Raw genomic sequence first — 21,139 nt, 5'->3', positions numbered from 1 at the left:
AGGGGACGTCATCCTGCGTCCCCTTTTCAAATCCCCCCTCCCCCCCTTTACTAAAGGGGGGAAACTAATTTCTCCATTTCACAAGGGATTATGTGATTTCCCCCTTTGAAAAAGGGGGAGTAAGGGGGAATTTCATTGTTCCTTGTAAACCAGGCCTGCCTACCGTATCAATAGCGGTGCAATAACCAGCGCCACGATTGACATCAGTTTGATCAAAATGTTCATAGCAGGACCTGAAGTGTCTTTACATGGATCACCTACCGTATCACCTACTACCGCTGCCTTGTGAGCATTAGAACCCTTTCCGCCAAGGTTTCCATGTTCTATGTATTTCTTTGCATTATCCCATACACCGCCTGCATTTGCCAGAAAAAGCGCCATGGGAACACCAACCACTGTTGCGCCTGCCAGGAATCCTCCAAGGGCCTGGGCCCCCATGACAAAACCGACAAAGATAGGTGCAATGACTGCCAGCACGCCTGGGATGATCATCTCCTTCAGCGCTGCAGTTGTGCTTATCTCAACGCACCTTACCACATCAGGCTCTGCCTTCCCTTCCATAAGGCCTTTGATCTCACGGAACTGGCGTCTAACCTCATCTACCATCTTGCTTGCGGCCCTCCCAACTGATGACATTGTAAGAGCAGCTATGAAGAACGGGATAATCCCGCCAAGGAGCACCCCCATAACCACATTGGCATCAATCAACGATATCACTGCTATTTTTGCTGCCTGAGCATAGGCTGCAAAGAGGGCAAGGGCAGTAAGCGCCGCAGATCCAATAGCAAACCCCTTGCCTATGGCTGCTGTTGTATTGCCGAGTGCATCCAGGCTGTCTGTAATAGCCCTCGTGTCTTTACCCAGGCCGCTCATCTCAGATATACCGCCTGCATTATCTGCTATCGGGCCATAGGCGTCAACCGACATTGTTATACCAATTGTGGCAAGCATACCTACTGCTGCTATGCTTATACCGTACAAACCGGCAAAATAATTTGAAACATAAATACCTATTATAATTGCAATCATCGGAAGGGCGACACTTTCCATCCCTATTGCAAGTCCTGTGATAATATTGGTTGCAGCGCCTGTGGTCGAGGCATTTGCGGTCTTTGCAACAGGCGATGCAGATGTGTACCATTCCGTTATAAGGCCTATAGAAATGCCTACTATACACCCTACAGCAATAGCCCAGAAGACCCCCAGGTCAACACCGCTGGACTTTGTCAGGAAATATGACAATACCAGGAATATACCTGCAGCAATAAACGTTGCATATCTCAGTGCTGCTGCCGGACTCAACTTCTCCAGTATCAGCATGGAGCCTATACCAATAAGTGATGAAATAAGTCCTACAACAATAACGGCGATTGGAAATGCCATGTATGTCATTAACATGCTGCTCCCAACCATGGAAGTTGTTGCAATGGCAATTGTTGCTATGACAGATCCAACATAGGACTCAAAGAGGTCAGCTCCCATTCCTGCTACATCGCCAACATTGTCACCTACGTTATCTGCAATAACAGCAGGGTTTCTTGGATCATCTTCCGGAATACCTGCCTCAACCTTACCGACAAGGTCAGCGCCGACATCAGCCGTCTTTGTGTAAATACCGCCGCCTACACGGGCAAAAAGGGCTATAGAGCTTGCACCCATTGCATAACCACTGACTGCAGATACTGTTGAAAGGTCATGACCATAGAAATAGAAGAATACGCCGACACCAACTACCCCTATACTGGCTACGCACAATCCCATGACAGAGCCGCCTGCAAAGGCGATAAAAAGGGCTTTTGATGAATTTGGCTTATATAAATTAGCTGCATTAGCTGTCCTGACATTTGCGCGTGTTGCAGCATTCATTCCGAAAAGGCCTGCAAGCATTGAAGAAATGGCGCCACCAACATACGCAATTGCGGTCTGAATTCCAAGTCCGTAGAGGAGGGCAAAGAATATTATCACTATAAAGACAGCCAGTATGGTATATTGACGTCTCAGATATGCCATGGCCCCTTCATGGATCTTTTTTGCAATACCCCGCATCTTGTCATTCCCGTCAGGCTGCCTGGTTATATACAGGAAAATAAACCCTGCTATAATCAGTCCTCCTATTCCGAACAACCACGCAAACTCAACCAATCTTTCCATCTCATCTCCTTTCTTGATTAAAAATAGAGGACTCGAGTAGCCCAGTGTAAAATTTAACTTCTATTCACTTGCCCCCTTGCCCCCTTGAACTCTTAATTATACTTATTCATCACCCCAACTAAATCACCGGCAACGATCATCCTTACCGCATCAGCCGCATTTTCCAGTGCCAATTCAATAACATGTGTCTCAGTCCCTGAAAACTTTGACAGCACATATCCTGTTATATCAGCACCAGCGGCCGGCCTGCCTATCCCTATCCTGATTCTTATGAACTCCTCAGTGCCGATAGCAGCGATTACCGATGCGCAACCATTATGGCCTCCGCTGCCGCCTTTTGTCTTTATCCTCATCTGACCGGAATCCAGATCGAGGTCATCATAAATAAGGATCAGGTCTGACGGCGATAACCTGTAATATCTCATCAACTCTCTAACACCGTCGCCGCTCCTGTTCATATAGGTCATGGGCATTGCGAGCATTACATCATTGCCGGCTATTTTCCCCTTCCCTGACAGGTACAGCCTGCTCTCTTCTCTGATCTTAATAGAATGATATGCTGCAAGTTTTTCTATAACCAGAAAACCGGTATTGTGTCTCGTATCCTTATATTTGTCTCCGGGATTGCCAAGTCCGACAATCAACTTCAGGCCTTGCCCTCCTTCTCAGCAACCTTTTCACCTTCCTTGACAGGCTTCTTTATAAGTTCAGGCTCCTTCGTCCCCTCGCCAGGGGCTGGCGTAGTCAGCAGCTCCTGCAGTTTTTCCTGAGACACAGGCGCAACGATCGTAAGAACGACCTGCTCCTGGTCAGAAACAAACCTGATCCCCTCAGGGATACTTATATCCCTGACATGGAGGCTGTCCCCTATCCCAAGCGCTGATGCGTCTGCCTGGATATTGTCCGGTATCAATGACGGAAGGCACTCTATCTCAACTTCCCTGCTTATGAGCTGGAGGAGACCACCTTCTGCAACACCTGCCGGAGTCTTCCCTGTAAGCTCGATCGGAACAGTAACCCTGATCTTTTCATCCATTGACACCTCAAAGAAATCTGCGTGCAGAAGTTCTCCTGTAAGGGGGTCCTTCTGATAATCACGCAGGATAGCAACCTTGCCAGTCTTTTCAACTGTTCCTTCCAGCTTCAGATCAATAAGGGTGCTCTCAGCGTGCCCAAGCATGATTAATTTCTTTACCTTTGCAGGATCAAGGCTGATGCTTGTTGACTTACCCTTACTGTACAGAACTGCAGGGATGCGGCCGCTCCTCCTGAGGCCCCTTGCAACTCCCTTACCACTTTCTTTCCTGACATTTGCGTTTAATGATATTCTTTCCATGATACCAACTCCTCCTTAATTAATTGTTTGTCGTGTTTTGAATTATTATCTGTTTACAGAAAGAGAGAGCTTACCGATGTCTCATTGTGGGTATTTCTTATCGCTTCACCCAGAAGAGGTGCAACTGATAAGGTAGTGATCTTTTTACAGGACTGTTCTTTCCCGTTGAGGGGAATCGTATTGGTCACAATAACTTCATCAATCACAGATCCATTCAAACGCTCGATTGCTGAACCCGACAGTACGGGATGAGTGCATGCGGCAAGGATCTTCCGTGCCCCGGCTTTTTTCAGCGCTCCGGCTCCCTGGGTAATCGTTCCTGCCGTATCAATCATGTCATCCAGCAGAAGGGCATCCCTGTCTCTTACGTCACCTATGATGTTCATTACCTCAGATACATTAACCTTCTCTCTCCTCTTATCTATAATGGCAAGCGACGCATCCAGTTTCTTGGCAATCGCCCTCGCCCTTTCCACACCTCCGGCATCCGGAGATACCACCACAAGATCCTGAAGATCCTTCTTCTTCAAATATTCAAGTATTACCGGTGTGGCAAAGATATTGTCAACCGGTATGTTAAAAAATCCCTGTATCTGGCCGACATGCAGGTCCAAAGTAAGTACCCTGTCAGCGCCGGAAACGGTAATCAGGTCTGCAACGAGTTTGGCCGTAATTGGCACCCTCGGTTCTGCCTTTCTGTCCTGTCTTGCATATCCGAAATATGGAAGGACAGCAGTTATCCGGTAGGCTGAAGCCCTTTTAAAGGCATCCATCATTATCAGCAGCTCCATGAGGTGCCTGTTAACCGGAGTGGAGAATGTCTGAATAAGGAAAATATCCCTGCCGCGCACATTCTCGTTCAACTTCACCAGTATCTCGCCATCACTAAACGTACCAACAGAAGCCTTTCCCAGGGTTATCTGCAAATACCTGCATATCTCCTCAGCAAGGTCTCGGTTGGAATTTCCTGTAAATATCTTCATTTCATGGTCAAGCATATTTGATAACAACCGGGGAAAGGATAAGAGAAACAGGCCGAAGACTGAAGACTGAAGACCGAAGGTCTTTAATGCAGCATAAAATACCTTCATCCTTCAGTCTTCAGCCTATCTACCTTCTGTAGTCTTCAGCCTCTTTCCCTTTACTCCCTTTCACCTTAGCTGGGGCGGGAGGATTCGAACCTCCGGATGCGAGATCCAAAATCTCGTGACTTACCGCTTGTCGACGCCCCAATACGTAACCTTCGGTCTTCAGCCTTACTACCTTCTTACCTTCTTCATCCTTACTGTATTACCTTCTTGCACAACTCTCTTTCATACTCCTTTAAAATTACCCCTTCAATCTTTTCTCTTGCTTCATTATTCAGAGGATGGGCGATATCCCGGAAAGTGCCATCTTTCCGTTTGCGGCTTGGCATAGCTACGAATAACCCGCTATTCCCATTGATAACCTTCACGTCCCTTACAATAAATGCATCATCAAATGTAACGGTTACATAAGCCTTTAATCTTTCTTCATTAACCGGGAAAATTTTAACCTCTGTAACTTCCATGTTGGTCGCCTCCTCTAAAGTTTTTATGAAACAAACTGATACGGGGAACTGTGGAGGGCTTTAACAATCCATGTTCTCCATTCCTTATGCTGCAGATTACGTCCGGCCCTCTCTACGCTGTCTCTATCCCTGAATATCCCGAAAACTGACGATCCACTCCCTGACATCAATGCACTGATTGCCCCACTGGCAACCATCTCGTCTTTTATTTTCTTAATAACAGGATACCTGCGTATCACCACCCCCTCAAGGTCGTTATAAGGAAACAACCAGATTTTATTACCTTCAGGCCTTAAGCCGTCAGGCAGAAAAATTTTAATATGGTCATCCGCTTTTGTCAACTCTAAATTTGGCCTGACCAGGGGGCCTATCCATTTTTCACCTGGAGATATCCTTTCAAATCCCCCCTTGCCCCCCTTTTCTAAAGGGGGGATGGGGGGATTATTTTCATCATTGGCAGAAATATCAATCTGGCCGTACACCCATGCAGTGGAAATCAATATGCCAGGGTTGACAAGCAGGTACCAGTAATCCGTCTCGTTGGACAGCTGAATGAGCTCATCACCCCTTCCAAATCCGGCTGCAGTGGGACCGCCGATGAAAAAGGGGACATCGCTTCCTATATCTCTCCCAAGCCCGCAGAGCGTTTCGAATGGCAACCCGAGTTTCCACAGATAATTCAAACCCGATAATACTGCGGCGGCATCGCTGCTGCCGCCCCCAAGCCCTGCAGCAACAGGGATATTTTTTTTAAGAGTTATCTTCGCCCCCTCTTTTATCCGTGAAAATTCCCGGAGTTTTACGGCCGCTTTATACACAAGATTATTTTCATCTGAAGGGACATCAGGTGAATCGGATATGAATGTAATCTTGTCTCCCTTTTCAAGCAATAGCTCGTCAAATAAGTCTATAGCCTGCATCACTGTGACAATGTCATGATAGCCGTCCGCCCTTTTTCCTTTTACATGAAGCAGTAGATTTATCTTTGCAGGGGTTTTTATACTGATAAATTCGGGAGGCGGGGTCACTCGTCGTCCCCGGATAAGTTATACTTTGCAAGACGGTAGCGGAAGGACCTCAGATCAAGATGCAGTAGTTCAGCGGCGTCCTTTTTTACACCCTTTGACATATTGAGCGCCTTTATAAGGAAATTCTTTTCAATATCCATGAGTAATCCTTCCATGTCAACACCACCTGCAGGTATATCTGTTGATATGGGAACTTTGAATGGTATTCCTCTCTGCAGGCACTCATCAATTGTTTGTTCATCAATTATCGAACCTATACCGAGCGTCACTGCACGCTCAATTACATTTTCAAGCTCACGGACGTTTCCCTTCCAGGGAAAGTTTATCATTTTCTCCATTGCTTCAGGCGATAAGCCATTGACTTCCCGTCCAATCAGACGGCCATATTTTGAAAGAAAATGCCCGGTCAGCATGGGGATGTCATCCTTCCTCTCTCTCAAAGGAGGCGTCTCAACCGGTATTACATCAAGCCTGTAGAAGAGATCTTCCCTGAAGCATCCCTCTGCAACAGCCTTCTTAAGATCTTTGTTGGTCGCCGCAACAATCCTTACATCAAGTTTTGTTTCCTGTGTCCCGCCAAGCCGTTTAACAGACTTGTCCTCAAGGACCCGAAGCAGCTTTACCTGAAAATTAGGGGGTATATCTCCTATCTCATCAAGGAAGACGGTGCCACCATTGGCTGTTTCAAAAATACCCTCCTTGTTTGCAATCGCCCCTGTAAATGAACCCTTTATATGACCAAATATCTCACTCTCAAAGAGGCCCTCCGGGATTGCACTGCAGTTGATCGCGACAAAAGGACGGTCCTTTCTGTTACCGTAGTTATGAATCGCCCTTGCGACCAATTCCTTGCCTGTCCCTGATTCACCTGTAATCAGGACATTGCTTGGACTATCAGCAACCTTGATAATCAATTGAATCAGGTTGACGATAGAGGGGCTTTTGCCAACTATACCGCCTATAACACCAGAGGTAGTCCATTCCTGAATCTTCTTCCTGAGGATAAGGTTTTCCTCCCTCAGCATCCTCTTCTCGAGGGCGTTTCTTACAATCAGCTTGATCTCTTCGATCTTGAAAGGTTTCGTTACATAATCATATGCCCCCTGCTTCATTGCCTCAACAGCAGTTTCTGCCGAGGCGTAGGCAGTGATCATAATTACAACTGTCTCAGGGGCGCTGTCTTTAACGGTTTTCAATACATCAATGCCATCAATCTGCGGCATCCTGAGGTCAGAGATGACAATGTCAAAGGTTTTGTGTCCAAGATAATCAACAGCCTCCCTGCCATTCGAGGCAGATGTAACATCATGGCCCTCTTTCTGCAGCATGATCGTGAGAAACTCTCTCATACCCCGTTCATCATCAACTACAAGAATCTTACCCAAGCAAGACCTCCGAAGTATCCGGAAAATGACATTATTGTCAAACCACCCCAGGCTGGTTCACCTGAAAATACTCCTATTCACCCGTCATTCCCACGGAACCTGCCCCCGCAGGATTTAAGCGGGGAGTGGGAAGCCAGAATCATGCCCACGGCCTGGATTCCCGCTTACGCGGGAATGACGTTTTCATGACCTTGTGAGCCCTGAGCTGTGAGCTTGTCGAACAGTCGAAGGGCTCATGACGGTTCACATGATTCTACTCTACAGGCAGGTATATTGTAAACTGTGTCCCCCTGCCTGGCCTGCTCCTGACATAAATCCTGCCTTCATGCTCCTCTATTATCCGGTGGACTATGGATAAACCGAGACCTGAACCATTTTCCTTTGTTGTAAAAAATGGGACGAAAATCTTTTCCAGAATACCATCCTGAATACCCTGACCTGTGTCCCTGAAGATTATCTCTGCCCATTTTCTTTCTTTCAACATCAGATCAGCCCCCTTAACACCGCTCATTCTTGTGCTGATAGTCAAAACCCCGCCGTCAGGCATCGCCTGGAGCGCATTCATGGATAGATTCCAGAATACCTGCGAAATCTGATGCGGATCAACAGAAAGCATCAGATTCCCTTCTTTAAACTCATGCTGTGTATGGATACCTGATTTCCTGTAAACGTCACTGTTCTGTAATAAATTAATCGTATCGAGCAACAGGTCGTTTACATCCATTATCTTTTTCTGCGGCGGATTAGGCTTTGCATATGTCAGGAACTCAGTAATAGTCGTATTAAGCCTGTCCATTTCCCTGAGGGCAATATCCATCAGGTAGGCATTTTCCCCCTGCAGGGACAACTCCTCTTTCAGTATCTGCATGGAACCGCTGAGGGATGCAAGAGGATTTCTTATCTCATGTGCCATTCCGGCGGCAATCTCTCCTATCATTGACATCTTCTCCCTCTTCTTGACCTCCCTTTCCATCTCTTTGACCTTGGTCAGGTCCTGAAAGATAACGATAAGACCGTGACTCTTTCCATTTTCATCCAAAAGGTGAGATACGTTCAATCCAAGTATGATCCGTGATTCATCCCTCTTACAGACACCACTCTCAAATCGGTATATTGGCAGTATCTGTTTCGCACTATTCAGAATTTCTTCTATTTCCTTTACCGGAAGGATGTCGAGGAATCTTTTGCCGCGCACATCATCCCACCTAAAGCCTGTTATATCTTCAGCAGCCCTGTTAAATGCCGTAATCCTTCCTGCTTCATCTGTCGTAAGCAGGCCTGTACTCATGCATTGGGCAACATTTGCATTAAATGCCTGCAGCTCCTCAATGTTGCTGTCTTTAGCCCTCAGCTCTTCCTTCATCCTCCTCAGTGTCTCTACTGCGCTGCTCCCGAGATACGCTACGGCGAAAAAGGCCGCAATATGCAGAAACAGCACATAAAATAAAGTCTTTACAGGAAGTGTGGTGGCTGAAATAAATGGAAGCAGGTTATAGTACTGAACATCCACCACCAAGCCGTATAATATGCTTGAGGCCGCAGCAGCCGCCAGTGCGCCTCTGCGATAAAGCATTGTTGAGGCAGGTATTATTGATAAGAGATACAAAAATACAAAAGGACTTTCAACCCCGTCTGTGGCTGAAACAAGGGCGGTAACAAGGATTAGGTCACAGGATATCTGTATATAAGCAGATACCCTGTGACTTACTAATCTATAAAGGATTGCATAAACAAGTGTAGCAAAATATGTTGCTGCGATGAGGGCGTAAAAAGCAGGAACTAAGAAAGGGCCCTCCTTGAATCTGATGCCAAGGAACAGGAAAGAGCCCAGGAAAAGGGTGACACCAGCCACCCTGATAACCATATACCTTATGAGCTTTTTCCCAAGTTCTTCCAAATCTATTCCGGCTGACAACTCCCCGCCATTATCCTATTGTCCCTGCCAGCTTAAAGATAGGCAGATACATTGCAACAACGATGAATCCAATGACAACTCCAAGGAAGATCATAAGTATAGGTTCAAGAAGAGATGTCAGAATGCCCACTGTCGAATCAACTTCTTCATCATAGAAATCAGCTATCTTGGACAACATGGCATCCAGCGCTCCGGTCGTCTCTCCAACTGCAATCATCTGCACTACCATGGGTGGAAAAACCTTACTTTGTTCAAGCGGCTCAGAGAGGGTTTTTCCCTCGCTTATACTCTGCCTTGTAGCATATATGGCCTTTTCAACCACCTTGTTTCCTGACGTTTTGGCAACTATGTCAAGGCCGTCAAGTATCGGCACACCACTGCTTAGCAGTGTGCCAAGGGTACGGGTGAATTTTGCAACCGAAATCTTCCTTGCAAGCATACCGAATACAGGCATCTTCAGTACCGTGGAGTCTATAACCAGCCTGCCGTTCTGCGTCTTATAATACTTTCGAGCCCCAATTATTGCTGCAGCAATTATACCCATTATAATGAGTATATTCGCACGCATGAAATTACTTGCCCCTATCACAAGACGCGTAGGCGCCGGGAGGGTACCTCCAAAATCTGTAAACATCTTTGCAAATATCGGGATGACATATACGAGCAATACTATAATTACGATAAATGCCACTGCCACGATTGTTGCAGGATAAAAAAGGGCTGCCTTTACCTGGCGCTTCAACTTTATATTCTTCTCAATATATTTGGAAAGCCTGTTTAATATCGTATCAAGTATGCCACCAAGCTCGCCTGCTGCAACCATGTTTGCATACAGGTCGCCAAAAACAGCCGGATGTTTTTTCAGTGAGTCCGCATAGGTGGAACCTGCCTCAACATCCTGCCGTATCTCATTAATAACTGCGGCAAAGGTCTTTTTGTCGGCCTGTTTGGATAATATATCCAGACACTGCACGAGAGGCAGGCCTGCATCAATCATTGTAGCAAACTGACGCGTGAATATGGCGATATCCTTATCAGATGCCTTTGAACCAAACGGCAGGTTAATGGTGAGTTTCTTTGCGCGGGCTGCCACGGAAGTAACCATAATATTCTGCTTGCGCATTATGGATATTACTTCCTCTTTACTTTTGGCTGCCAGCTCCCCTTTTTGCCTCTGTCCGTCTCTTGTCCTTCCATTCCATACATAAGTTTCCATTATTTTACACCTCCTGCACCAATTCCTCCCCTGTTAATCATAGACAATAACTCGTCCGGCAGATTTGAGCGTCCAATAGCGTCATCTTTAGTGATAATCCCGCGTATAAAGAGGTCATACAGGGATTGGTTCATTGTTTGCATTCCAAATTTGTTCTGACCAGTCTGCATTATTGAATAAATCTGATGAACCTTGTCTTCTCTTATAAGATTTCTGATAGCCGGATTAGGCACCATAACCTCCAGACAAAGAGCTCTGCCTGCACCACCCTTTTTCGGCAATAACTGCTGAGAAATGACACCCTCAAGAACAAATGACAGTTGCGCCCTGATCTGTGTCTGCTGATGAGGGGGGAATACATCAACAATACGGTTCATGGTCTGGGCGCAGGAGTTGGTGTGAAGAGTAGCAAATGTCAGATGTCCCGTCTCTGATATTGTCAGCGCCGCCTCGATAGTCTCGAGGTCCCTCATTTCACCTATAAGGACTACGTCAGGGTCCTGTCTTAATATATACTTCAGTGCATTCTTAAATGATTTAGTATCGGCATGAACCTCTCTCTGATTTACCACACATTTCTTGTTAGTATGGATAAATTCAATCGGATCTTCTATGGTTACTATATGCTCCTCTCTTTCGGAGTTAATCATATCAATCATAGTGGCCAGCGTGGTTGACTTTCCACTACCCGTAGGACCGGTAACGAGTATCAGGCCGCGCGGTTTTTTTACAAGCTCTTTAACAACCTGTGGGAGACCAAGTTCATCAAATGATCTTATCTGAAACGGAATCGAACGTATGGCTGCACTCACTGCACCCCTCTGAACAAAGATGTTTGCCCTAAACCTGCTTAATCCTTTAATGCCAAAAGACAGGTCAAGTTCGTTTTCTTCCTCAAAACGGTGTTTCTGGGTTTCGGTAAGTATGCTATAGCACATCTGCTTGGTATCAGACGCTGAAAGCTCATTGCTGCCTACAGGGGACAGTTTTCCATTAATCCTCATCTGCGGCGGTGACCCTGTTGTAATATGCAGGTCGGAAGCCCCACGCTGAATGGAAAGCTGAAGAAGCTCATACAAATTAGTACTCATCATCAACCTCCTTTATTTTTCTACCCGAACGTCGTCCTTAAGATCTCTTCAACAGTAGTCATGCCTTCTTTAAGCTTCGTTATCCCGCTCATTCTTAGCGTCTTCATGCCGGATGCCACGGCCTTTTTCTTTATCTCTGCTCCTGATGCGCCTGCCAGGATCAACTCCTTGAGCTCATCATCAACTGTCATAACCTCATATAACGCTACACGCCCTTTGTAACCTGTATCACTGCAATTGACGCAACCCTTCCCCTTGTAAGTCACAACAGATTCAACCTCCTGCGGGCTGATTCCCATATCAAGAAGGATGGCGGGAGCTATCTTTTCTTCTTCTTTACAATCTTTACATATTCGACGCACAAGCCTCTGTGCTATAATCAATATTACTGATGAGGCTACAAGAAAAGGTTCGATGCCCATATTTATAAGTCTTGTAACCGTACTCGGGGCATCGTTTGTATGAAGAGTGCTAAGGACAAGATGTCCTGTAAGGGCTGCCTTAACACCAATTTCTGCAGTCTCGTAATCCCTGATTTCTCCTACAAGCACAACATCAGGATCCTGTCTTAAGAATGATCTCAGGGCTGCTGCAAAATTAAGCCCTATTTCATCCTTCATCTGAACCTGATTAACTCCAAACAGATTGTATTCTACCGGATCTTCTGCAGTCATAATGTTGATTCCGATTTCATTTATCTGCTGGAGTGCTGCATAAAGTGTCGTACTCTTTCCGCTTCCGGTTGGGCCTGTAACAAGCACCATACCGAAAGGAGAATGGATCGCCTTCATCAGGTCGTCAAGGGCCTTCTGCTCCCAGCCCATTTTCTTCAGATCAAGGCTGAGTGCCCCCTTGTCCAGTATCCTCATAACTACCTTCTCTCCAAACAGGCATGGTAGTGTGCTTACACGAAGGTCTATCTCCTTGTCTTTCATCTTTAATTTTATCCTGCCGTCCTGCGGCAGTCTTCTTTCTGCTATGTCAAGTTCTGCCATTATCTTCAATCTCGATGTAAGGGCAGCCCTGAGCTTCATGGGAGGATTCATCACCTCATAAAGAACGCCGTCAATACGGTAGCGCACCCGGAATTTCTTTTCATAAGCCTCTATATGAATGTCGCTTGCGCCTTTTTTGATTGCGTCTGTCAGAATCAGATTGACCAGCTTTACAACAGGGGCATCATCAATTGCCTCTTTCAGCTCCCTTAAGTCAACCTGTTCCTCATCATCAGACTCCAGCACATCCAGGCTCTCTTCACCTCCATCCATGCTCTTCAATACCTGCTGAAGGTTCATAGAGCTCGTATCATATGATTTGGACATTGCGGCCATTATGGCGCTTTCAGAGGATACAACGACCTCAATGTCGTAACCGGTCATGAACTTGATGTCATCAATGGCAAATACATTGGATGGGTCCACCATAGCAATCGTAAGGACCGCCCCTACACGGCGAACAGGAACAACATTGTACTTCTGAACAACATCTGTGGGTATCAGCTTGGTTACTGAAGGATCTATCTCAATCTTTGACAGGTCAACCGACTGAACACCATATTGCTTGCTTAAAAACTGCAGCAGAGTCTGCTCCTGGATGTAGCCGAGCTTTACTAATATACTGCCAAGACGCCCGCCTTCTTTCTGCTGATAAGCGAGTGCCTTTTCCAGTTGTTCCTCAGTAATGAGGCTTGCGGCTACAAGCATTCTTCCAATTTTGCTGATTATCACCTACGCTCCTGATTCAAGACAGCACGCAGAAACAGTCAGTAACCATTCATGACGCAAGTTTACCGATCCTGTATTTCTTTACTGTCTGCCTGAAGTTGACAAGTTCTGAAGTGCGTCTTGCAGCGCCTGTTTCATGATATGGACTGGAGGTTCAATACCTATCCATAACTTAAACGATGCGGCTCCCTGATGGATCAACATACCCGAACCGTTCATATGCCCCCTGCACAACTCCTTTGCACATCTTATTAGTTCGGTATCAGGAGGGTTATAAATTAGGTCACAGACAAAAAGGTCTTTATGAAGAAATTCTTTTTTGACAGGAGAGGGATCTCCCTTCTTCAGACCTATGGAGGTTGTATTTATTATTATATCAATATTTTTAAATACTCTTTTTAAATCAACAGGTTCTATCCCTATTGCCTCTGCTTTTACTTTAGAAAAGTGTCTGTTCAGCACTTCTTTCAGGGATTCAGCCTTGCTGACCGTCCTGTTTGCAATAAAAATGGCACTGGCCCCTTCCATTGCAAGAGAAACAACGACTGCCCTTGCCGCCCCGCCTGCACCGATAACCAGTATGGAACGTCCTTTGACTGGTTCTCCTGCCTCATTGAGGGCGGCAACAAATCCCTGACCATCAGTATTATGACCAACGAGGCCATTTGCTGACACTGTAATTGTGTTAACAGCCCCTATCATCATCGCCTCATCCGACAATGATGACAGACAATGTATTACACTTTCCTTATGTGGCACCGTTACATTAAGTCCTGCTATGTTGAGGGCCGGAATGGCACGTATGGCAGCATCGAGTTGTCCAGGATCAACTGGGAAAGGGACATAACAGCAGTCAAATCCAAGATGCTCAAATGCAGCATTCTGAAAAACAGGTGAAAGGCTATGGCTTAATGGCCAGCCGATAATTCCAAAGACCTTTGATTTTCCCGTAATTTTCATTTGTTATTATATCATGGCATATCCGGATGACAAGGGCGGCAGTATCTAACGATAAACGCCCCTTATCTCCCTGTATATATAATGTAACCCGGATACAGCGGTCACCACAACCGTTACCGTAAAAAAGGCATACAGTACCTCTTGCCTGAGTCCTGCCAGGACTGCCAGGATTGTCAATACCTGCAGTACCGTTGCCGCCTTTCCCGGAATTGAGGGTCTTACATGATAACTATGTATATCTATGTGACCAATCAGGACCAGGGCAATAACACCAATCACGACATCCCTTCCAATAACAACAATTGCAACCCACAGGGGTATCATTTCTAAGGTTGCAAGTGTGGCAAATGATGAGACGAAGAGGAGCTTATCCGCAATTGGATCAAGATAAGCCCCGGTTTTGGTTTTAAAACCCCATGTACGCGCAATGAATCCATCAAGTGCATCTGATACGCCTGCTGCCACAAGGACGCCAAAGGCATATATGTGATTGCCGCGTATCAGTAATGAAACAAATACAGGGATTAACAGTATCCTTAAGATGGTAATAAGATTAGGTAAATGCTTCAATAAAACCAATTTACTCTGTCTGTCTGTTTTTATAAAGATATCTTCCAAGAGGTTTATTAAAACTTGTAAAGTCACCCTCACCCGAATCCGTCTGTACAGCCTTTCGGAATACATTAACCTTGGCGCTGAGATCATCCAGATTATGGAGTACCAGTGCCTCTAAGGTCTGCGGCATCTTGGGCGATCCCCATTCATAGGTTCCCTGATGGCTTACTATGAGATGTCTTATGAGCATAGCAAGCCTGCCGGGAAAATCAGCTATAAGTCTTATCTTTTCATCCACCATTTCTACACCTAACATTATATGGCCGATAAGCCTGCCTTCATCAGTATAATCAAGACTTCTCCTGTATTTTAACTCACGCACTTTGCCAACGTCATGCAGGATCGCTCCTGTTATGAGCAGTTCCAGGTCAATCTCCCTGTAATGATTCTTTATATCATTACAAAGATCAACTATTTCAAGCGAGTGTTCCAGCAATCCACCAAGGAAGGCATGATGGATGTCCTTGGCAGCAGGCGCTGCCCTGAACAACTCCATAAATTCCTTATCTTCAATGAAGAGTGTCAATAATTTCTTTAAGTAAGGATTTTTGATGTTTGCTATTACAGTATGAAGCCTTTTCTCAAGTACATCAAATCCATATTCTGAAACGGCAACGAAATCCTTCAGATCAACCATGTCATCTGCAATCTTCTCTATTGCCTTTACGTTGACCTCCTTCGTTCCCTGATAGCTGTTCAGAACACCTTTTATCTTTACAAAATCATCTCCTGCAATCCTGCCCGAGATCTCATCCACACTGTCCCAGACCTTTCCGTCAATAACGCCTGTCCTGTCGCAAAACCTGAGCATCAGGTATGGCTTCCCGTCTTTCCTCATAAGTCGTTGTTTAGTTTTCACAAGAAAGATGTCTTCAATCATGTCGCCATCTTTTAGATTTATAATTTCACTGACAAATCTTGTTTTCATAGCAATACCGATTCTCCTGTGAAAATTATATGGAATAGCAACATGGCTGTCAACAAACCAAAACGGCTTCCGGAGTCTTGTGCCGTTAGTTTGACAAGCACCTCCTGCTTTGTTAACATCCAGTAAAATCTATTCACAGGGAGGTCCTGCCATGAAACTTAAGACTATTGAGCGGCATATTCTTGAACAGCAGCGTAAGTATCCGGAGGCATCAGGCGGATTCTCAGGGCTGCTTTATGATATCGCATTAGCCGCAAAAATGATATCCAAACAGGTAAATATGGCCGGACTTGTCAATGTCATCGGATCTACCGGAGACGTCAATATTCAGGGTGAAGTGGTTCAAAAGATGGATACGTATGCCAATGAACTCCTGATCAATATATTGACTAACAGCGGTAAGGTCTGTGCAATAGCTTCAGAGGAGAATGAGAATATTATTGAAATACATGATGAGTTTCTGGTTGGCAAATATGCAATCAATATGGACCCTCTGGATGGTTCCTCAAATATCGGGGCCAATGTCAGCATAGGCACTATTTTCTCAATACATCGCAAGATCAGCAAGGGGCACAAGGGTTCGGAAGAGGACTGCCTCCAGAAAGGCACAAAACAGGCATGCGCCGGTTACGTGATCTATGGCTCTTCAACAATGATGGTCTATACAACAGGAACAGGTGTTCATGGGTTTACACTTGATCCGACAGTGGGAGAATTTATTCTTTCTCATGAGAATATTCAGATGCCGGAGCCATGTAAGATTTATAGTGTAAATGAAGGAAACTATAACTTCTGGGACAGTGGTACAAAAAAATATATTGAGTCTCTGAAGGAGGTGGATAAATCCACGAATCGCCCATATACCTCACGGTATATTGGTTCACTTGTCTCAGACTTCCACAGGAACCTGATATATGGCGGGATCTTCCTCTACCCTGCTGATTACAAAAAAGACCCCAAAAAACCGGAAGGAAAACTCAGGCTGCTGTTCGAGGCCTCGCCGATAGCGCTTATTGCCGAACAGGCAGGAGGTTATGCGACTACCGGGACGCAAAGGATACTGGATATTAAACCGGAGCATTTGCATCATCGGGTTCCGCTGATCGCAGGAAACAAGAATGAGGTGCTAAGGTATGAAGAATTCGTAAAGAAAGGTTAATCTAAATCACACCTTCAGGGTTCAATTCCAACAATTCCGAACTTTTTAACATCAACCAGACCCTTGTCTGTAATCTTCAGTTCCGGTATAACAGAAAGGGCAAGGAAAGAAAGCTTGATAAATGGTGAAAGAGGTTTTACTCCAAGACTCCGCGCAATGGCAAGCAGCCTCTCTTCTTCCTGCACGACATCTTCAAGGGGCTTATCCGATAACAGGCCGGCTATTGGAAGCGGCAGACTCCCCATTACCTCACCTCCGGATGTTATCACGTGACCTCCTCCCAGCCTGATAATTTCCTTCACCGCTTCATACATATCCAGGTCATTGGTACCTACAACAATCACATTGTGAGAATCATGTGAAACAGATGAGGCTATCGCCCCTTCCCTGAGTCCGAATCCACGGACAAACCCTATCCCGATATTTCCTGTGGCGTGGTGCCTCTCAACAACTGCTATCTTCAGCATATCCCGCGACGGGTCCGCCTTAATTTCCCTGTCCTCTCCAGCTTCTACCTCTTCAATAATATGACGCGTATATATCTGCCTCCGAATGAGCTCAATAACTCTTATCTTTCTTCCTGTTATTTTTACCTTAAACCTTTCAGGTGAAAGGTCTTTGATCTTAATAATGTCTTTCATTGAATCATCTTCAATATTTTCAATACTGCATACCACCTTACAGTCCCTGACAACAATCTTACCTTCTTTAACAACATCCCTGACACTGAAGTCTCTTATGCTGTTCACAGCAACAATATCTGCACGGTATCCAGGCATGATGGCGCCCAGGTCATTTCTTAAAAATACCCTCGCAGGATTTATCGTTACCATGCTGATCGCCATTACAGGGTCCATACCCAGGCTGACCGCCTTTCTGAGTATGTGATCCATATGGCCCCTTTTAAGGAGATCCCCCGGATGGGCATCATCAGTGACAAACATGCACCTCCTGTAAGTAGATGTGTTGACAACAGGAAGCAGGTCCTCCATGTTCCTTGCAACAGACCCCTCACGGATCATAAGATACATGCCAAGTCTGAGTTTCTCTATTGCCTCCTCCCTCGATGTCACCTCATGATCACTCCGCACACCAGCCCCGATATAAGCATTCAGGTCCTTTCCTGTCAGGAAAGGGGAATGCCCGTCAACAGGATAACCCCTTCTCTGTGCGCATAATAATTTCCGAAGAGACATGTCGCTGCCACTGAGTACATCAGGGACGTTCATTACCTCTGCAAGTCCAATCACTCCTTCCCACTGAAGCATCTCCTCTATGTCATTGGGAGAGAGAACAGCACCCGATGTCTCAAACTGTGTGGCAGGGACACAGGATGATGCCATCACAAAGAGATTCAGGGGAACTGTGACGCCTGACCTGATTAAGTACTTGATACCCTCAAGACCGGACACATTGGCTATTTCATGCGGATCACAAATTACAGAGGTCGTACCGCGGGGAAGTACAGCCCTTGCATACTCAGGGACTGAGAGCATTGAACTCTCAACGTGTACGTGGGCATCGATAAAACCAGGCAGGAGATACTGATCCCCTGCTTCAAGGATATCTGTGCCATCAGAGTAATAATCACCTACTCCGGCAATTACATTATCAGATATTGCTATGTTTGCCCTGTATATTTCACCTGTCAGGACATTCACTACCCTGCCTCCCCGAATGAGGAGGTCCGCCGGTCTTATACCTCTCGCAACTTCAATCCTTCGCTGAAGTCCGGACATGCTGCTGTCAAAGGATGTGTGTACCATTTTATATTGCTGTTATTTCAGATTTCCAGGATCCTGGGGGATCTTGTAAGATTAACTACACCATCGGCCTGTACAACAACCATATCTTCCAGTCTGACTCCGCCAAGCCCCCTGTAATATAGTCCTGGCTCTACAGTAACCACGTGACCGGTACGCAGTATATCTGTTTTCCTGCTAATCCTTGGCGCTTCGTGAATATCCAGCCCTACGCCATGACCGGTTCCGTGAAAAAAACCCTGCATCCTGCCATCAATCAGACCGCTCTCAAACCCGCAATTTTTGAAATGCCCGAGGATTGCTTCATGGACGTCCCTGCCATTTACCTCATTCCTAATCATTGCAAACGCTATTTCCTGCGCAGCCGAAACAGCATCAAACATCTTCTTTATTTCCTCAGATGCAACCCCTCTTACAACCGTACGTGTTATATCGGCATAATAGCGGCTTTTTACAGACCGGGGGAAGACATCTATAATTACCGGAACATTAGCCCTGAGCGCCCCGCTCCCTTCATTGTGCGGAAATGAGGAATCCTCGCCGCATGCCACAATCGTATGTTGTGCAATCATAGAGTTTTCCATCAGGTAAAGGTCAATCAATTTCCTGACATCTTCAGAGGTAACTTTCCTGTTTCCGGAATAGAGAAAACCATCCCTGATCTCTGCCTGTCTCAGATATTCTATCGCCTTTTTTACTGCACTCTCTGTAAGGCGAAGGGACTCCTCTATATGCTTTACCTCATCCTCACGTTTAATAACCCTTTGCTCAAAAAAGGGGTCCTGCCTTACATCAATGTCATATCCCTTTTCCTGAAGAAGAAGGGCATTACTAATCCCAAAATATGAGGGAACGACAACCCGCTTTATTTGCCTCTCCCGCAAAAATTCACTTACAACATCCACCACCGTCGGATTTTCTGTCCCTGAACTTTTCTTTACCGCTTCTTCATATGCTGAATATGACAGTACCGTTGTTACCCGGGCCTGCGACCTTGCCCTGTCCAATTCAAGGTCACTCATAAGAACTACCTTTTCATCGCCTGCCTCAAGATAAATAAAGGGGTCAGGCGCAAGAAATCGCGTGGCATAATAAAGGTTTGAATCGGTCTCGCTGGACGAGATAAATAAAGTTGCCTCTTGTATTTTCATTTTTTTTATGTTAATACATAACTGTTTTAAAATCAAAACTTATGTTGCATAAAGACACCCTGGAATCCTAATGAGCTCAGACGACAGAAGAAAACACAGACGAGAGCTGATTTCACCTCATCTAAAGATCGTCTTACCGGAAAGCAATCAATCCTTTGGGGCATTTATTACCAACATTAGCGGAGGAGGAGTTGAAGTCTATTCTGACAGCAAGTTAGAACAGGGACAAAAAGTAGATTTGTATATATCCTTTGAGTCAGACCCAAAGACCGGAAAAGATGAAGTTGTAGCAGGCAGTGTAAAATGGGTTAAACTGTTTGGCAACCGCTTTCTGATTGGCATTGAGTTCAAAGACATAAACATAAACGACCATCCGGTTTTATCAGGATTCCTTGAGTTCGTTAAAAAGTAGCAGCCACTGAATCAGACCATATCTTAAAGTTTACAATCCCCGTATCCGAAAAATATCTGCTGGAAACAGGAATATCAAATGATGAAGGGAGGTGATTAGCTCAAAAATATAAATTATCAGGAGGAATCAAAATGTTTAATTCTCACCCTATGAAAAGACTGATATCTACCTCAATATTAAGTTTCATGGTTTTAACCCTTTCCACGTCAACCGTGTTTGCAGGGGATTTAGACAAAATCACCTGGAGCTCTATAATTCCTGAAGAAAGTAACATTTCGTTACAACAGCAGCAGGTTATGAAGGGGCTTGAAGTTACCCTTGCAGAGCTCAATTCGGTAATAGACAGGGAGTTAAAAAATAATACCATTAAAAATGATACAGACTTTACCGTCAATAAAGATGTATCACTGGTATATGATTATCTTATGTACAGGATATTTGAGTTGATAAAGGTAGATAACAAGATAAAAGATGAGCTCTCAGCTCAGGAAATGTCATTAAATAACACTGATGTATCAATGGATATGGTAAGAAGACACTTCTCAATAAAAGAAGACTATGAAAATAAAGAGACGACCTTCTTTACCCAGGTAGACCGTCTAAGACATGCAGTGTATATAAAGGACCTCAGGGCTGAGGTGAGGACAGTGCAGACGTCCTTAAAAGACCTTACGACTGCAATGAACCGCTACGCTTCATATCGCAACAGCAGGCTTGCATCAAGGTAGATAATAAATCATGCAAATAACTCAG

The 21,139-nt window shown here is 45.3% G+C and carries 19 protein-coding genes and 1 tRNA gene; 3 read left to right on the top strand and 17 right to left on the bottom strand.

Annotated elements, in window-relative coordinates:
* Window positions 1–159 precede the first annotated feature (159 nt).
* The 15 genes from IT393_02005 to IT393_01935 form a co-directional block, all read right to left on the bottom strand.
* Window positions 160–2,151, bottom strand: a complete 1,992-nt coding sequence (locus IT393_02005) for a sodium-translocating pyrophosphatase (protein ID MCC7201423.1) — start codon at window positions 2,149–2,151, stop codon at window positions 160–162.
* A gap of 92 nt (window positions 2,152–2,243) precedes the next feature.
* On the bottom strand, window positions 2,244–2,801 hold the full coding sequence (locus tag IT393_02000) for an aminoacyl-tRNA hydrolase (protein MCC7201422.1): 558 nt from the start codon (window positions 2,799–2,801) through the stop codon (window positions 2,244–2,246).
* Window positions 2,798–3,487, bottom strand: coding sequence for a 50S ribosomal protein L25 (locus IT393_01995; GenBank protein ID MCC7201421.1), 690 nt, complete (start codon window positions 3,485–3,487; stop codon window positions 2,798–2,800). Before IT393_01995 ends, IT393_02000 begins: the two co-directional genes overlap by 4 nt.
* 53 nt (window positions 3,488–3,540) lie before the next feature.
* Window positions 3,541–4,485 (bottom strand): ribose-phosphate pyrophosphokinase, encoded by a 945-nt coding sequence (locus IT393_01990; protein ID MCC7201420.1) that lies wholly within the window; start codon window positions 4,483–4,485, stop codon window positions 3,541–3,543.
* Between the two features lie 162 nt (window positions 4,486–4,647).
* Window positions 4,648–4,719, bottom strand: a tRNA-Gln gene (locus IT393_01985).
* Window positions 4,720–4,769: 50 nt separating this feature from the next.
* A complete protein-coding gene (gene spoVG, locus IT393_01980; protein MCC7201419.1) occupies window positions 4,770–5,039 on the bottom strand; it encodes a septation regulator SpoVG in 270 nt (89 codons plus the stop codon).
* 23 nt (window positions 5,040–5,062) lie between these two features.
* Window positions 5,063–6,067 (bottom strand): 4-(cytidine 5'-diphospho)-2-C-methyl-D-erythritol kinase, encoded by a 1,005-nt coding sequence (gene ispE / locus IT393_01975; GenBank protein ID MCC7201418.1) that lies wholly within the window; start codon window positions 6,065–6,067, stop codon window positions 5,063–5,065.
* Complete coding sequence (locus IT393_01970) at window positions 6,064–7,452, bottom strand: sigma-54-dependent Fis family transcriptional regulator (GenBank protein MCC7201417.1); 1,389 nt, start codon at window positions 7,450–7,452, stop codon at window positions 6,064–6,066. Before IT393_01970 ends, ispE begins: the two co-directional genes overlap by 4 nt.
* Before the next feature lie 253 nt (window positions 7,453–7,705).
* Window positions 7,706–9,367, bottom strand: coding sequence for a PAS domain S-box protein (locus IT393_01965; GenBank protein MCC7201416.1), 1,662 nt, complete (start codon window positions 9,365–9,367; stop codon window positions 7,706–7,708).
* 10 nt (window positions 9,368–9,377) lie between these two features.
* Window positions 9,378–10,583, bottom strand: coding sequence for a type II secretion system F family protein (locus IT393_01960; GenBank protein ID MCC7201415.1), 1,206 nt, complete (start codon window positions 10,581–10,583; stop codon window positions 9,378–9,380).
* Window positions 10,583–11,674: a type IV pilus twitching motility protein PilT gene (locus IT393_01955; GenBank protein MCC7201414.1), complete on the bottom strand. Its 1,092-nt coding sequence runs from the start codon at window positions 11,672–11,674 to the stop codon at window positions 10,583–10,585. The genes IT393_01960 and IT393_01955 overlap by 1 nt, the downstream gene beginning before the upstream one ends.
* Window positions 11,675–11,694: 20 nt before the next feature.
* Window positions 11,695–13,401 carry a type IV-A pilus assembly ATPase PilB gene (pilB, locus tag IT393_01950; protein MCC7201413.1) on the bottom strand — a complete coding sequence of 569 codons (1,707 nt, stop codon included), beginning with the start codon at window positions 13,399–13,401 and terminating at the stop codon, window positions 11,695–11,697.
* Window positions 13,402–13,479: 78 nt separating this feature from the next.
* Window positions 13,480–14,358: a shikimate dehydrogenase gene (gene aroE / locus IT393_01945; protein MCC7201412.1), complete on the bottom strand. Its 879-nt coding sequence runs from the start codon at window positions 14,356–14,358 to the stop codon at window positions 13,480–13,482.
* A gap of 45 nt (window positions 14,359–14,403) precedes the next feature.
* Window positions 14,404–14,928, bottom strand: coding sequence for a CDP-alcohol phosphatidyltransferase family protein (locus IT393_01940; GenBank protein MCC7201411.1), 525 nt, complete (start codon window positions 14,926–14,928; stop codon window positions 14,404–14,406).
* Window positions 14,929–14,938: 10 nt separating this feature from the next.
* Window positions 14,939–15,901 (bottom strand): HD domain-containing protein, encoded by a 963-nt coding sequence (locus tag IT393_01935; GenBank protein ID MCC7201410.1) that lies wholly within the window; start codon window positions 15,899–15,901, stop codon window positions 14,939–14,941.
* 151 nt (window positions 15,902–16,052) lie between these two features.
* Between IT393_01935 and fbp the strand changes: the two genes are divergently transcribed.
* Window positions 16,053–17,060: a class 1 fructose-bisphosphatase gene (gene fbp / locus IT393_01930; protein ID MCC7201409.1), complete on the top strand. Its 1,008-nt coding sequence runs from the start codon at window positions 16,053–16,055 to the stop codon at window positions 17,058–17,060.
* A gap of 14 nt (window positions 17,061–17,074) precedes the next feature.
* On the opposite strand, the gene ade is transcribed toward fbp, so the two are convergent.
* Window positions 17,075–18,826: an adenine deaminase gene (ade, locus tag IT393_01925; GenBank protein MCC7201408.1), complete on the bottom strand. Its 1,752-nt coding sequence runs from the start codon at window positions 18,824–18,826 to the stop codon at window positions 17,075–17,077.
* A gap of 17 nt (window positions 18,827–18,843) precedes the next feature.
* Window positions 18,844–19,974, bottom strand: a complete 1,131-nt coding sequence (locus IT393_01920) for an aminopeptidase P family protein (protein MCC7201407.1) — start codon at window positions 19,972–19,974, stop codon at window positions 18,844–18,846.
* Window positions 19,975–20,044: 70 nt separating this feature from the next.
* On the opposite strand from IT393_01920, the gene IT393_01915 reads away from it, so the two are divergent.
* Window positions 20,045–20,386, top strand: coding sequence for a PilZ domain-containing protein (locus tag IT393_01915; GenBank protein ID MCC7201406.1), 342 nt, complete (start codon window positions 20,045–20,047; stop codon window positions 20,384–20,386).
* Between the two features lie 131 nt (window positions 20,387–20,517).
* On the top strand, window positions 20,518–21,114 hold the full coding sequence (locus IT393_01910) for a hypothetical protein (GenBank protein ID MCC7201405.1): 597 nt from the start codon (window positions 20,518–20,520) through the stop codon (window positions 21,112–21,114).
* The last annotated feature ends 25 nt before the right edge of the window (window positions 21,115–21,139 follow it).

The sequence above is a fragment of the Nitrospirota bacterium genome, from assembly GCA_020851375.1.
Lineage (GTDB): Bacteria > Nitrospirota > 9FT-COMBO-42-15 > HDB-SIOI813 > HDB-SIOI813 > RBG-16-43-11.
Note: the sequence above shows the minus strand (reverse complement) of the source record. Positions and strands in the feature narration are given on the sequence as shown.